This is a genomic window from Glaciimonas sp. PAMC28666 (genome assembly GCF_016917355.1).
Lineage (GTDB): Bacteria > Pseudomonadota > Gammaproteobacteria > Burkholderiales > Burkholderiaceae_D > Glaciimonas.
The window spans coordinates 2140641-2154626 of the sequence record NZ_CP070304.1 but is presented as its reverse complement, the minus strand read 5'-3'; the positions used below and the strand labels follow the sequence as shown (position 1 = coordinate 2154626).

At 54.2% G+C, this 13986-nt stretch carries 12 protein-coding genes; 1 reads left to right on the top strand and 11 read right to left on the bottom strand.

The window, feature by feature from the left end; all coding sequences use genetic code 11:
* Positions 1-254 precede the first annotated feature (254 nt).
* Both JQN73_RS09140 and JQN73_RS09135 read right to left on the bottom strand, forming a co-directional pair.
* Positions 255-1589: an MFS transporter gene (locus JQN73_RS09140; RefSeq protein ID WP_205322741.1), complete on the bottom strand. Its 1335-nt coding sequence runs from the start codon at positions 1587-1589 to the stop codon at positions 255-257.
* A 167-nt stretch (positions 1590-1756) separates the two neighbouring features.
* Positions 1757-3139 carry an NAD(P)H-dependent oxidoreductase gene (locus tag JQN73_RS09135; RefSeq protein WP_205322740.1) on the bottom strand — a complete coding sequence of 461 codons (1383 nt, stop codon included), beginning with the start codon at positions 3137-3139 and terminating at the stop codon, positions 1757-1759.
* Between the two features lie 167 nt (positions 3140-3306).
* Between JQN73_RS09135 and JQN73_RS09130 the strand changes: the two genes are divergently transcribed.
* The gene (locus JQN73_RS09130) at positions 3307-4209 is read left to right on the top strand and encodes a LysR family transcriptional regulator (protein WP_205322739.1); all 903 of its coding nucleotides are present in this window, start codon (positions 3307-3309) and stop codon (positions 4207-4209) included.
* Positions 4210-4270: 61 nt separating this feature from the next.
* Here the strand turns inward: JQN73_RS09130 and JQN73_RS09125 are convergent, their stop codons facing one another.
* From JQN73_RS09125 to bioF, 9 genes are all read right to left on the bottom strand, one after another.
* Complete coding sequence (locus JQN73_RS09125; protein WP_205322738.1) at positions 4271-4768, bottom strand: YbaK/EbsC family protein; 498 nt, start codon at positions 4766-4768, stop codon at positions 4271-4273.
* 102 nt (positions 4769-4870) lie between these two features.
* Positions 4871-5137 carry a hypothetical protein gene (locus JQN73_RS09120; protein WP_205322737.1) on the bottom strand — a complete coding sequence of 89 codons (267 nt, stop codon included), beginning with the start codon at positions 5135-5137 and terminating at the stop codon, positions 4871-4873.
* A 205-nt stretch (positions 5138-5342) separates the two neighbouring features.
* Positions 5343-6254, bottom strand: coding sequence for a hydroxymethylglutaryl-CoA lyase (locus tag JQN73_RS09115; protein WP_205322736.1), 912 nt, complete (start codon positions 6252-6254; stop codon positions 5343-5345).
* Between the two features lie 95 nt (positions 6255-6349).
* Positions 6350-7309, bottom strand: coding sequence for a glyoxylate/hydroxypyruvate reductase A (locus JQN73_RS09110; protein WP_205322735.1), 960 nt, complete (start codon positions 7307-7309; stop codon positions 6350-6352).
* 10 nt (positions 7310-7319) lie between these two features.
* Entirely contained in the window at positions 7320-9356 is a 2037-nt protein-coding gene (locus tag JQN73_RS09105; RefSeq protein WP_205322734.1) for an acetyl/propionyl/methylcrotonyl-CoA carboxylase subunit alpha, read from the bottom strand.
* Between the two features lie 127 nt (positions 9357-9483).
* A complete protein-coding gene (gene bioB, locus JQN73_RS09100) occupies positions 9484-10557 on the bottom strand; it encodes a biotin synthase BioB (protein ID WP_205322733.1) in 1074 nt (357 codons plus the stop codon).
* Positions 10558-10559: 2 nt separating this feature from the next.
* The gene (gene bioD, locus JQN73_RS09095) at positions 10560-11330 is read right to left on the bottom strand and encodes a dethiobiotin synthase (protein WP_205322732.1); all 771 of its coding nucleotides are present in this window, start codon (positions 11328-11330) and stop codon (positions 10560-10562) included.
* Positions 11323-12708, bottom strand: a complete 1386-nt coding sequence (bioA, locus tag JQN73_RS09090) for an adenosylmethionine--8-amino-7-oxononanoate transaminase (protein WP_205322731.1) — start codon at positions 12706-12708, stop codon at positions 11323-11325. Before bioA ends, bioD begins: the two co-directional genes overlap by 8 nt.
* Positions 12709-13968: an 8-amino-7-oxononanoate synthase gene (gene bioF / locus JQN73_RS09085; RefSeq protein ID WP_205323284.1), complete on the bottom strand. Its 1260-nt coding sequence runs from the start codon at positions 13966-13968 to the stop codon at positions 12709-12711.
* Positions 13969-13986 lie beyond the last annotated feature (18 nt).

Sequence of the window (13986 nt, the reverse complement as noted above, 5' to 3'; positions counted from 1 at the left end):
GGCAGCGCACCGATCACACGTGCAACGAACGGGTTCCAATCAACGGGGAAATCCGCTCGTGCAGCATTTTGATCCAACATATGGGCACTACCTTCACATCCAGACATACCGTTCAGCGGGCAGCGACCAATTTAGAAACTTTAAATCGGTCTGACTGCGTTTCACCTCCATGTTCGCCCATGAGTATGGAATCGACAAGGAAATAATGTCGGATGCTGAAATCACTGAAACCACTGAACGCTATCGGATGACCTTTATTGATCCGCCAGATGCCCCGGCACTGTCCTTACCAGCAAGGCGCCGGCAATCAGAAATGCCGCCACGGCGTACATTCCCAGATCGGCACGTTGGGTCAAGACGTTCAACCAGCCCACCATGTAGGGCGAGACAAACCCGGCCAGATTGCCGACCGAGTTAATCCCCGCTATCCCGGCCGCCGCAGAAGCACCGGCGAGAAACGCCGACGGAATGCCCCAAAATAACGAAAGCGCGGACAAAATACCAGCGGTTGCCACAGACAGTGCGCACACCGCCAGCAATGGGTCACCACTGAAGTAAGCGCTTGCGCATAGGCCCAACGCGCCGATCAGTAACGCGCAGGAAAAATGCGCGCGCCGGGTGCGGGACCGATCAGCACTGATCCCCGTGAGGACAATAACCGGTATGGCCACCACGTAAGGAATCGCCGACAGCCAGCCTATCATTGTCACGCTTTGTATTCCGGATGCCTTAATCAACGACGGTAACCAGAAACTTATCGCATACAGCCCCATGATTTGGCAGAAGTACACAAGACAGAGCAGCCAGATATTTTTATCTTTTAAAAACGCACGCGCCGACCCATGGACCGTTTTACCCTGATCCTCGTGGTCAATCGCCTGGACTACCGCTGATTTTTCACCAGCGCTGAGCCATTTCGCTTTCATAGGCGAATCATCCATCAGAAACAATACCGCTATTCCAGCAACTAATGCCGGAATTGCTTCTAAAAGAAAAAGCCATTGCCATGCAGCCATTACCGTTGATTTTTGAAATGCGGTCAAAATCCAACCCGAAAACGGGCCACCGATAATGCCGGCCAGCGGAATCGCGATGTAATACAAGCCTAAGGCAAACCCGCGTTTCTTTGCCGGGAACCAATAAGTCAGATACAGCATAATCCCGGGGGAGAAGCCAGCTTCTGCAATGCCGAGTAAAAACCGAACAGAGTAAAACTGGGTAGGCGTGGATACGAATAAAGTGGCCGCCGATATTAGCGCCCAGGTAATCATGATCCGCGCAATCCAAATGCGGGCGCCGACCCTGTGCAGGGCCAGATTGCTGGGAACTTCAAAAATAAAATAACCAATAAAAAATATACCCGCCCCGAGGCCATAAACGGCGTCGCTAAAATGCAAATCGGTCATCATTTGCAGTTTGGCAAAACCAACGTTGACCCTATCAAGATAGGCGGTCAGGTAGCAGATAATAATAAATGGCATGATCCGCCAGGCGATTTTTTTGTACAACGCGTCGCTTGCGGCAATCGGAATGATGAGATTTTTGGCTGCGGCCGGTGCTTCCGGCGCGATATCGCTGTAATTACGCATTTTTATGTCCCCTGCTCTCTATAGAGAGCTTTTTTATAGTAAAAAACGTCTGGGCGGTTTAGCCCAGAGACGCAGGCCCCTCTCGCTCTGAAGGCGAGTAAGGGCCGAGTGGTGTATTGCTCCTGTTTTGGTTTTGGTTTTGGTTTTGGTTGTGTTTATATTGATATTTATGCAGCAATATCGTCGTGCGGTGCCTGGAGGCCCATTTCCTTGCGGAACATGGCTTCCATTTCACGCCGCACCTGAATCGACTCTTTGCTGCTGTCGATAACGACGTCGCTCCAACGCACGCATTGTCCGGCGCTGATCGGACGCTTCAGCACAATGTTATGGGCGAGACCGATCGGTAATGCGTCATGGTTCAATGAGTCCGCTGCGGACATTAATTTGCCGTAGACCATGTGCCCACCTTCGCCGTCCAGGCGTTCGCCGGCACGCAAGTCGCGTTTGGCGGTCGCAGCGACATCGCCATGAAATTCTTCGGTGCTACCGGTCGCTTCGCCACGGATGGCGATGTTGGCGATGGAAATCCCCAATTCAAGGCCAATCAAATGGTATGGCTTGTACATCGTCGCAAAGCGGCCACTAGAGTCGGTTTTGAGACCGTATTGGGAAAAACATTCACGCACATAGTCGGTTGGCGCTTCGAAGTTGACATACACGCCCCAACGCAAGTCACGGAATACCGGACGGCCGTCACGTTCGAGCGAAGAGACCACTTCCACCGTACCGGAATGCGGCAGAATACCGCCGGCCGACGCGGGACGCAAAATATTCGGTAAGTCATCCACGCCGCAAGGCGGAAAAGCCAGTCCGTCCGAACCTGGTCGTAGTCCTGTCGCATTCGCTACCGCCGCCATTTCGAGCGCAGATTTGGTACCGTCCAAAAATGAATTAAACATCTGCGCGTTGAAATCGCCACCGGCAACCTGTTCTTCACTGAAACCGTAATGACCCCACACGGTATCGGGTGTCGACTGATGATACACAGGCAGATATTTAGTCCCTTTGCCAGCGCAGACAACGTCAAAACCGGCAGTCCGCGCCCAATCCACCATCTCGGCGATCAGGGCTGGCTGATCGCCGTAGGCCATTGAGTAAATAATCCCGGCCTCTTTGGCGCGGCGTGCCAGCAACGGCCCGGCTAAGGCATCGGCCTCCACGTTAACCATGACGATATGCTTGCGATGCTTGCAACAAAGCAATGCATGGCGGATACCCGCCGCAGGACTGCCAGTGGCATCGATAATGATATCGATTTCGTCTTGCGCAATCAGCGCTTCCGCATCATCTTGAACGAAGGTGCTGCCGTTACGCAACGCTTCCGTCCAGGATTTTGCCGCATACATTGGTTCCGGCCAGCCGACTCTTTTTAAGGACTGACAGGCGCGCACTGGCGACAAATCAGCAATCCCCAAAAGATGTACGCCAGGCGTGCGCGGTACTTGCGAGAGATACATCGATCCGAACTTTCCGGCACCGATCAAACCTACCCGCACAGGTTTTCCAGCTTCAGCAAGACCTTTTAATTGTTGAAACAAAGTTGACATGTCTACTCCAGTATTAAAATTTATAGTTGATGTTTATTGATAATATGTACAGATCGCCACGGCTGACGAAAGGCGATACCGTATTCTCGGATTCACACAAAAAGAGTAGCATTCGCATTTTCCCCAGTAAATATTGAATATCACACAATGGATGTGCAAGAAATCGCATGCAAAAATTTGACTGGAACGATTTACAAGGATTTTTAGCGGTGGTCCGTGCAGGACGGCTTACCACTGCGGCCTTGCAGTTGGGCATTGATCATTCAACTTTAAGCAGACGCATCGTCGGGCTGGAGAAGGCACTAGGCGTAGCTTTGTTCGACCGCCGCTCGGCCGGGTATGTGCTGACCACGGAAGGTGAGCGCCTGATTCCGGATGCAGAAGCGGTTGAAAGCCTGGCGATCGGCATCCGATCCCGGTCCGATAATGCGGCGCTAGGGTTGGTAGGTTCAGTGCGGATCGGCACCCCGGAAGGATTTGGGACTTATTTTCTGGCACCAGAAATGGCGCGACTGGCGACCCAGCACCCACAGCTGGAAATTGAGCTTATCGCGAATCCACGCATGTTCAGTCTATCCAAACGCGAGGCGGATATCGCCATCAGCATGACCCGCCCCGACACCGGACGGCTGCACGCACGCAAGCTGGCCGACTATGAGCTGGGCATTTATGCAGCACGTTCCTTTCTGGAGCGGCACCCGCCGATCGACGGCCAATCGTCCCTCGCAGCGCATACGTGGGTAGGCTATGTAGAGGATTTGATGTGGACCCGTGAACTCGATTATTTATCAGATATCCCCGCCGCGCCGCCGCCGCGCATCAGAATTTCGAATGTTATTAGCCAAATGGCGGCAGTGACCGGCGGCGTCGGATTGGGGGTATTGCCCTGCTTTATGGCGCGCAGGGAGCCAGAACTAGTGCGCTTGTTACCGGACCAGATCAAATTATTTCGCGGTTATTGGCTGGTTACCCATGCCGAGGCGCGTGATTCGGTACGTGTCAAAATGGTCGCGGACTACGTCGTTGAGCGGATCAAAGTGGCCGGTGACGCTTTTTGGAAGGATAGCTAATCACCCACGGCACACTTCAGTGCAGGGTAAGGAGAACCAGTCGATCAGCCGCAGTGACTGCTCACGCCGAAGGAGCCGCGACCTGAACAAGCGCAACATCTGCCACTGGTGCGGCAGTCATGGCGATTAATTGCTGCGGCGTCAAATTGAATACGGCGTGCGGATGCCCGGCGGCCGCCCAGACACTATCAAGCGCCAACAAGTCCTGGTCAATCAGCATGATGGTTTTGCCAACGTGACCGATAGGACAGACACCACCAATTGCGTAGCCGATACGCTCCTTTACGAAACGTGCGTCAGCTTTACCAAGCGCACCTACGATCGCTGCCACCTTTGCTTCGTCTACGCGGTTGCTGCCACTCGCAACAACCATTACCGCAGCATCATCGCTAAGCCGCCTGAAAACGATCGACTTTGCAATTTCCGCTACGCTGCAACCCAGACCGGCTGCAGCTTCGGCCGCCGTTTTTCCACTCTCTGGCAACATCACCACCGACTTGTCGTGACCGATTGCTGCCAGCAGGTCGGCTACGCGTTGGGCGGTTTCCGGAAGTATCATTTTTGAGTTCAACCTGAGGCGCTATGATTGTGACCGGCTAACGTCGTTAGCCTCGGCTATGTAATTGTAGTGATCGTGGTAATTTTTTAGTGATTTTGGTAATTAAGCGGCAAGTGCCTTGGTCAGCAGTTCTGCCACTAATTCATTCACGCCACATTCGCGTTCTTGCGCCAGCGTTTTTATCTGCTGCACCAAATCAGCGTTGAGTTTGACCGCAAACGGTACCAGGCCAAGCGATTGGTCCAGGTTACGTTGCTCGCGACGATCTAGCGCAACAGAGGCAGCCTGACCGAATGCGGCTGCGCCAGGTTGCTTCATCTTGCCGGAAAGTTTCATTGCTTGCATCTTTGCCATGCCGGATTTTTTCATTATTTCAATTCCTGATTAAATTATGTTCGTCATTCTACGCAGTCCCGGGACCTAAAGCAGTTCTAATAGCCGAGACTGGCAAAGAGAGTCGTAAATCAGTACCTGGTCAGCCGAAATAAGACAGTAGGTCTGGCCGTTTGGGTTGAATCAATGACTTCTACCTCTCATTGCGACAACTTTATTAATAATTTAATAATTTAATGATTTAGGCTGAGGCCCGCTTCGCTGCAAGCGCGTTTCCTGCCCGGCTTGCGGCCTTGCGTCCGAGGTGCCGGGAAATAAATTGCCCCGCCTCCACCACCGCATCAAGATCAATCCCCGTTTCGATCCCCAAGCCTTGCATCAGATACAACACATCTTCGGTGGCAACGTTCCCGGTTGCGCCTTTGGCGTAAGGGCAACCGCCTAAACCAGCCACGGACGCGTGGTAAATTGAAATGCCGACATCCAGACTGGCATAGATATTCGCCAGCGCCTGACCGTAAGTGTCATGAAAATGTCCGGACAGCCGATCAACCGGAAATTCCTTCACCAATCGTTGCATGACCGCCGTCACTTTATTGGGAGTTGCCACGCCAATCGTATCCGCAATATCAATTTCGTCACAGCCAAGATCGCGCATCCGGTGCAGTACGTCGACCACCGCATCGATACCAACTTCCCCCTGGTAGGGACAGCCGAATACGCAGCTAATACTGCCGCGCAGACGTTTCCCGGCTTGCTTGGCAGTCAGAGCAACCTCGCGGAACCGTTCGATCGATTCGGCAATCGAACAATTGATATTTTTTTGCGAGAAGGCTTCCGATGCCGACCCGAAAATCACCATTTCATCAGCACCCGCTGCCAAGGCAGCTTCGAGGCCCTTCATGTTCGGAACCAGTGCCGAATAAATGACACCGGGTTGACGCACAATCCCGGCCATCACCTCGGTTGAGGTCGCCATTTGGGGCACCCATTTAGGTGATACAAAAGAAGCCGCTTCGATATTAACAAAGCCCGCCGCTGTCAGTTGATTGATCAGGGCAATCTTTACCTCTGCCGGAATGGTTTCTTTTTCATTTTGCAAACCGTCGCGTGGTCCAACCTCGACGATTTTAACTTTGTTTGGGAATGTCATATTGGTATCCTCGCTAGTCTTATGATCGTTGGCCTCCGCGCCGCCTGCGCCACTAAGGCAGTTTTGCGGGAGCTTAGTCTTTGCACTCTTTATTTTTAATATCCGGTAACACGGCTTACGACGCCGGTGACCGCTTCACCGCGTTGTAGCGCACGGATTTTGTCGCTAATCTGCTGGATGGTGTCTTTGTTCACTGATGCCGCTGAAACGTGCGGCGTAATAGTGATGCGCGCGTCCTGCCAGAAAGGATGCGCTGTGGGCAATGGTTCTTGCTCAAAGACATCCAGCGTGGCACCTGCGATCTGGCCCGTTTTTACCAGCGCCAGGAGATCGTCTTCCACCAGATGACCACCACGGGCGACGTTAATCACATACGCGCCCTGAGAACCCTTGACGTGCTGAGCGCCAGTTTGTAATTTTTGCAGATTCTCACGATTCAGGATGCCGGTTGTTTCCGCCGTCAAGGGCAGAATGCAGACCAGCACCCGCGAGGCTCGCAAAAATGCATCCAGGCCATCTTCTCCGGCATAGCAGCGCATGCCGGGCGCATCTTTTTGGCTGCGACTCCAGCCATTCAACGGAAACTCGAAGTGCCTGACCGCATCGGCGATCCGCATGCCGAGCACGCCAAGACCGAGAATCCCCACGCTAAAATCTTGCTTATGATTGCGTGACAGCGGCTGCCATGCCTTTTGGCTGGCCTGCTGTTGATAGTGAGCGAAACGACGGTAGTAACCGAGCAAAGCGTGCGTTACATATTCTGCCATCTGGATCGCCATACCGCCATCATCCACCCGGATCAACGGCACTTCGGCGGGAAGCGCATCCGCTAATTCCAGGATCGCATCGACCCCTGCACCGAGATTGAAAATTCCCTTCAGCGCATGGCGTCCGCGCAGCATCGCGGCTGGCGGTCGCCATACCAAGGCATAATCGGCATGGTCGTTATCACCCTCTTGCCAGAACCGGCACTGCGCTTCCGGCAGCGCATTCGCGACAATGTCCAGCCAACCATCCATACCGCTCGAAGGCGGCGCATAAAATAGGACTTTCATTGCATCCTTCTTAGATATTGGCCTTAAAAGCCAACAATTGCGCCGCTTCTGCGACCTGATCCCCGACCGCGTAGAGTAGCTCTTCCACTAATCCATCGGTTGGCGCAGCAATGGTGTGCTCCATCTTCATTGCCTCCATAATCAGCAACGGTGCGCCTTTTTTGACCTGATCGCCAGGCGCTACCAATACGGCCACAATTTTGCCTGGCATTGGTGCCGTCAAACGGCCGCCTTCCGTTTCGGCTTCACCAGCGTGCGCCAAAGGATCGACATAACCAAGCGTATGCTGACGACCGCCGGTAAATACCTGAAATTGTGCGCCATCCAGAACCACCGTGCCGCGCACTTCGCGCTCTCCAAGGCTGATCACATAATCCGAACCGCTGTTCTGCCGCAGCGTCATCTGCGTGAAATGCTGGCCATGCTCCAACAACCAGCCGCCCGATTGATACAACACTGCGATAGGACTCGACTTGCCATCATCCACAAAGATCAGTTGACGTTGTAACTGACTGTTCAGCCGCCAGCCACTGGTTTTAGTCCAGGGGTTGGCACCGGTATCGGTGGCGTTACGTTCGGCCATCAGCAATGCTGCCGTAGCAAGCGCCAACACCGCGATGTCAACCGGTTGAGAGACTGGAAACAGTGCATCTTGATGGCGTTCAATCAGACCGGTATCGAGATCGGCAGCGGCAAAAGGCTCACTGGCAATCAGTCGCTGCAGAAAATTGATATTGCTAGCCAGACCGACAATCTGATATTGCGCCAGGGCGTTCGCCATACTCGCCAAGGCTTGCTGGCGATCGGCTGCCCAGACTATCAATTTGGCAATCATCGGATCGTAAAATGGCGAGATGGCATCGCCCTCGCGCACCCCGGAATCGATGCGCACAATGGCCTCCTGCGATGCCGCGCTGGTCACCTCAAATTCTCGTGCTGCAGGCATGCGCAAATGACGCAATGTGCCGATAGAAGGCAAAAAACCTTTCTCAGGGTTTTCAGCATAAATCCGCGCTTCTATGGCATGGCCGCGCAAGGTCAGTTGTGCTTGCTTAAGCGGCAGCGGTTCGCCGGAAGCGACCCGCAATTGCCACTCGACCAAATCCAGGCCCGTGATCATTTCGGTGACAGGATGCTCGACCTGCAGACGGGTATTCATCTCCATAAAATAAAACGCACCACCATCGCCGCTGCTATCGACGTTTTCGTAGTCAGCAATAAATTCCACGGTACCGGCACCCACATACCCAACGGCCTGGGCCGCTGCGACAGCCGCATCGCCCATTGCTTTGCGACGCTCTTGCGTCATGCCGGGTGCGGGGGCTTCTTCCAATACTTTTTGATGACGCCGCTGTACCGAGCAATCACGTTCAAACAGATATATGCAATCACCGTGCGTATCGGCAAAGACTTGAATTTCAATATGGCGCGGACGCGTCAAATACTTTTCGACAAGCACCTTGTCGTCACCAAAACTACTGATCGCCTCGCGCTTGCAGGACGCCAATGCGGCCTTGAAATCGGCACTATTCTCAACAATTCGCATGCCCTTACCGCCGCCGCCAGCGCTGGCCTTGAGCAGGACCGGATAACCGATTTTGTCGGCCTGTTGCTGCAACAAATCGGCATCCTGATCATCCCCGTGATAACCGGGAACCAGCGGCACGTCCGCCTTTTCCATCAATGATTTTGCTGCCGATTTTGATCCCATGGCCTTGATTGCACTGGCTGGAGGACCGATAAACACCAGTCCAGCTTCTGCACAAGCCTGCGCAAATTGTGCGTTTTCAGACAAAAACCCGTAACCCGGATGGATCGCCTGCGCGCCCGTGGCCAGGGCGACTGCGATAATTTTATCGCCACGCAGATAACTTTCCTTCGCCGCCGCCGGGCCGATACATACCGCCTCATCGCAAACTGCGACATGTTTAGCACCGGCGTCGGCGTCCGAATACACCGCAACCGTTTTGACGCCCATACGACGTGCAGTAGCAGCAACGCGGCAAGCGATTTCACCGCGATTGGCGATCAAAATTTTTGTAAACATGTCTGCTCCAAGGGTATTTTTGCTTTATTTTGCTTTATTTAGTCGACCAGCCGCATCTGTCTGCTTGTGGCGACAAACACGGGCGGCATGACTGATTTTTTGTGCGATCTCGCGGCAATCAAACTTTTTATTGCGGTTCGGTTTGCGTTACCTCGCAACGCGCATCAATCGCTATCGAACGCGTGTGCATTCCCAACTTTGCCAATAGCGCGCGGTCTTCCTCAACTTCAGGATTGCCGGTGGTGAGCAATTTGTCGCCGTAAAATATCGAATTGGCACCTGCCAGGAAACACAATGACTGAATTGCTTCGCCCATTTGTCTGCGGCCAGCCGATAAACGCACCCGCGCCTTCGGCATCGTGATGCGTGCAACCGCGATGGTGCGCACAAATTCGAGCAGATCCAGCGCCTCGATACCATACAGGGGAGTACCTTCAACTTGCACCAGATTGTTCACAGGAACCGACTCCGGATAAGGTGTCATATTGGCTAACTGCGCCACCAGGCCAGCCCGTTGCAGACGCGATTCGCCCATACCGACAATCCCACCGCAACATACTTTGATACCGACACCGCGCACGCTGTCGATGGTATCCAGACGGTTCTGATAGTCGCGGGTTGTGATGATATCGCCGTACAGTTCTGGCGCGGTATCAAGGTTGTGGTTGTAGTAATCAAGCCCGGCTTGCTTCAAACGTTCGGCCTGGCCTTCACCCAACATACCCAACGTGGCACAAGTTTCGAGCCCGAGGGCTTTGACCCCACGGACCATTTCCTCTACGTGTTCCAGATCGCGATCCTTTGGTTCGCGCCATGCCGCACCCATGCAAAAACGGGTAGCACCGTTAGCTTTGGCTTGACGGGCTGCATCCAGCACGGTATCCAATGGCAAGATTTTTTGAGCGACCACGCCGGTATCGTAGCGTGCCGCTTGTGGACAGTAGCCGCAATCCTCCGGGCAGCCACCAGTCTTGATCGACAATAACGTGGCTAGTTCAACTTCGGTCGGATCAAAATTTTCGCGATGGACTTGTTGCGCGCGGAACATCAGGTCATTGAATGGTAAATTGAATATTTCCAGCACTTCTTCAACCCGCCACGCGGCATCGGCTGCCGGTGCGACTATTTTTTGGGCAATGCCGGACTGAAAATTAATCGGTTGAGAAGTGCCTGCTTGTGAAGCGGTAGGTTGCGAAGACATGATTAGATTTCCTTTGAATTGGAATTTATTAAAAGAGGTGTTCTGGCAGGCCAGCCCGGCAATTGTGAAAATTCAAGATAGGTGGCGGCAGCGGCGGTTAGTTCGGCCGCAGTTAAATTGAGACGCGGTACGCAGCCCAGCAACGGCGCGTCAATCCGCGCCACCAGAGCAGCAACCGTGGCATCACCGTTAAGCATGTCTTGATCTACGGTATTGATGACCCACCCGGCCAGCTGCAAGCCGCGTGCGGCGATCGCCTCGACCGTTAGCAGCGCATGGCTGATGCAGCCCAGCCGCAAGCCGACCACCAACACGACCGGCAAGCACAACTGTTCTGCCAGATCGGCGGTATCAACGGTGGCATCCAGCGGTACCCGAAAGCCACCGACACCCTCGACCACCACGGCGTCGGCCAACGCCGTTATCTGTTGATAACAATCCAGAATATGCGGCAATGCAATGATGCGATCTTCCAGTGCCGCAGCGATATGCGGCGCGGTTGGCGCGGTGAATAAATACGGCGTTGCCAGCGCGGTTGGCAATGTGACGCTGGCTTGCGCTGCTAGCGCATCGGCGTCGTCGTTGTGCCAGACGCCGTCGCGCAGTTCTGCACCCGCAGCCACGGGTTTCATGCCAGCGGTACGCAGACCGGTTTTGGTCAGCGCGTGCAATAAACTCGCGGCGACGAGTGTTTTACCGATTTCGGTATCGGTGCCTGCGACAAAATAGGCGCATTTGAGACTATTCGACGCTTTGACGATGGCGCTATGCATTCATTTCTCCGCCGATCACACTGTTAAATACGGAAGCTGTGCGCGTCGCCAGCAAATCACATTCTTCCTCGTCGAGGATGTAAGGCGGCATCAGGTAAACGGTGGTACCAATCGGCCTTAACAGTAATTCGCTTTCCAGCGCCTTGCTGAAAAAACGCCGTGAAAAAGTTGAAGCGGCGGCCGGATCTTCGATGTGTGCATCAAACGCCCAGATCATTCCGCGCTGACGGAAATGACGCACGCGGGGGTGGGCGGCCAATGGTTGCAAGGCGGCAGTGATCCGCTCTGCCTTTATGCGATTGGCGTTGAGCACATCATCTTGCTCAAAAATTTCCAGCGTGGCCAAGGCGGCACGACAAGCTAACGGATTACCGGTATAAGAATGCGAATGCAGAAAACCGCGGGTAACGTCGGCATCGTAAAACCCCTGATAAATGGCATCCGTGGTCATCACCAATGAGAGCGGCAGATAACCACCGCTGATCCCTTTGGACAAGCAGACGAAATCGGGCCAGACCCGCGTAGGCGCTGAAGGGTCTGAGCCTTTCGCCGAGGATTGTTCGGAAGCAAAAAATGTTCCGGTGCGACCACATCCCACGGCGATTTCATCAAAGATCAAATGCACCTGATAACGGTCGCATAATGCGCGTACTTCGGCCAGATACGCCGGATCGTGCATCGCCATTCCGGTCGCACACTGCACCAACGGCTCAATGATCAGCGCCGCTATGTGCGTTCCACGCTGCTGCAACAATAACTCTAGCGAATGCGCAGCGCGGCGCGCCACATCAGCCGCGGTTTCACCCTCTTGCGCAGCACGTGCATCCGGCGACATGACAACATGGGCCTGACGTAACATCGGTCCGTAAGCATCGCGAAACAGCGGCACATCGGTCACCGCCAACGCGCCAATGGTTTCGCCGTGATAGCTGCCTTTAAGGCACACGAACTCTTGTTTGGCGCTATGCCCGGCATTGCGCCAGGAATGAAAACTCATCTTCAAAGCGATTTCCACCGCCGAAGCACCATCAGATGCATAGAAACAATGGCCTAAAACATGGCCGGTGCGTTCCGCCAACTTTTCTGATAACCGAATGACCGGTTCATGGGTGAAACCTGCCAGCATGGCATGTTCCAGTTTATCCAGCTGATCTTTTAACGCCGCATTAATCCGCGGATTGGCATGGCCGAATAGATTCACCCACCATGAACTGATGGCGTCCAGATAACGTTTGCCGTCGGCGTCATAAAGCCATGCACCACGCCCGTGGCTGACGGGAATCAGCGGCACCGTTTCGTGATGCTGCATTTGGGTGCAGGGGTGCCAGACGCTTTTCAGGCTGCGGTTTACCCAGTCGGATTGTGTATTTTCTTTCAACTATACTTCCTTCAAATCGTCAACGCCGGCAGAAAAAGTCGCTTCAGCTTCAGCGTGCACCGGACATTTTTTAGCCGCTATGTGTAAAGCATCAATCAATTGATCCACTTGTGCTGTTGTGTGAGCGGCCGAAAGAGAGATACGCAACCGCGCTGTTCCTTTCGGTACCGTTGGGGGCCGAATCGCAGGCACCCAGATGTTCTGCTCAAACAATGCTGCCATCAAATCCAGAGCGAGCTGATTATCGCCGACAACCAAGGCCTGGATGGCACTTTCAGACGGCAGCAAAGGCCAGGGCAAATCAGCAACGCCAGCGCGCAACTGTTTGGCTAACTGCTGCAAATGCTGTTGTCGCCAGTCCTCTGTTTCCAGTAAATTCAAAGTGGCTAGCAGCGCACAGGCCAATATCGGTGGACTAGCCGTGGTGAATACATACGTCCGCGCTCGCTGCAATAGCCATTCGATCAATGTGGCATCGCCCGCAACAAATGCGCCCGAAACGCCCGCGGCCTTGCCCAGCGTTCCCATGTAAAGCGCGCGCGATGAGGCCAATCCGAAATGGGCCAGACTGCCACGGCCTTGCGGCCCAAGCACGCCAAAACCATGGGCATCGTCGACCAATAACCAGGCATCGTATTTTTCGCACAGCGCCAACAGCGCCGGTAACGGTGCGATATCACCGTCCATGCTGAACACGCCATCCGTCACAATCAATTTGCGCGGGCTGGTGCTTTTGGCGAGCTGCTGCTCGACGCGTGCGATGTCGCTATGTGGATAGACGCGGAATTCAGCGCCGGACAGACGCGCACCATCAATCAGGCAAGCATGGTTCAGGCGGTCGGAAAGTACCAGATCGCCGGGCCCGACCAAGGCCGGGATGATCCCCATGTTCGCCATGTAGCCGTTGGAGAAATGCAACGCGCGCGGCATACCGACAAACGCCGCGAGCGCAATTTCCAGTTCCTCACATACGCTACTATGACCGCTAATCAGCGCCGACGATGCAGCGCCGACGCCAAAGCGTGCGAGGCCGTCATGCACTGCGGCGATCAGCGCGGGATGATTCGCCAGGCCGAGATAATCGTTGTTGCTAAATGCCAGCATTTCTTCGCCGTCGATCGTCAGCAGCGGACCTTGTGGCCCATCCACGACACGGCGTCGACGCAGCAACTTTTGGTCTTGCAATAGTATCAACTGGGCGCTTATTTCATCCAGCAAATCAGGTTTAGCCCCAACGGCTGCAGGCAGAGCGGCAAACATACTATTAGAAACGCTATC

Bases quoted from the DNA above. Each gene is read 5' to 3' on its own strand.
- JQN73_RS09140 (WP_205322741.1), bottom strand. From the start codon at position 1,589: ATGCGTAATTACAGCGATATCGCGCCGGAAGCACCGGCCGCAGCCAAA.
- JQN73_RS09135 (WP_205322740.1), bottom strand. From the start codon at position 3,139: ATGTCAACTTTGTTTCAACAATTAAAAGGTCTTGCTGAAGCTGGAAAA.
- JQN73_RS09130 (WP_205322739.1), top strand. From the start codon at position 3,307: ATGCAAAAATTTGACTGGAACGATTTACAAGGATTTTTAGCGGTGGTC.
- JQN73_RS09125 (WP_205322738.1), bottom strand. From the start codon at position 4,768: ATGATACTTCCGGAAACCGCCCAACGCGTAGCCGACCTGCTGGCAGCA.
- JQN73_RS09120 (WP_205322737.1), bottom strand. From the start codon at position 5,137: ATGAAAAAATCCGGCATGGCAAAGATGCAAGCAATGAAACTTTCCGGC.
- JQN73_RS09115 (WP_205322736.1), bottom strand. From the start codon at position 6,254: ATGACATTCCCAAACAAAGTTAAAATCGTCGAGGTTGGACCACGCGAC.
- JQN73_RS09110 (WP_205322735.1), bottom strand. From the start codon at position 7,309: ATGAAAGTCCTATTTTATGCGCCGCCTTCGAGCGGTATGGATGGTTGG.
- JQN73_RS09105 (WP_205322734.1), bottom strand. From the start codon at position 9,356: ATGTTTACAAAAATTTTGATCGCCAATCGCGGTGAAATCGCTTGCCGC.
- bioB (WP_205322733.1), bottom strand. From the start codon at position 10,557: ATGTCTTCGCAACCTACCGCTTCACAAGCAGGCACTTCTCAACCGATT.
- bioD (WP_205322732.1), bottom strand. From the start codon at position 11,330: ATGCATAGCGCCATCGTCAAAGCGTCGAATAGTCTCAAATGCGCCTAT.
- bioF (WP_205323284.1), bottom strand. From the start codon at position 13,968: ATGTTTGCCGCTCTGCCTGCAGCCGTTGGGGCTAAACCTGATTTGCTG.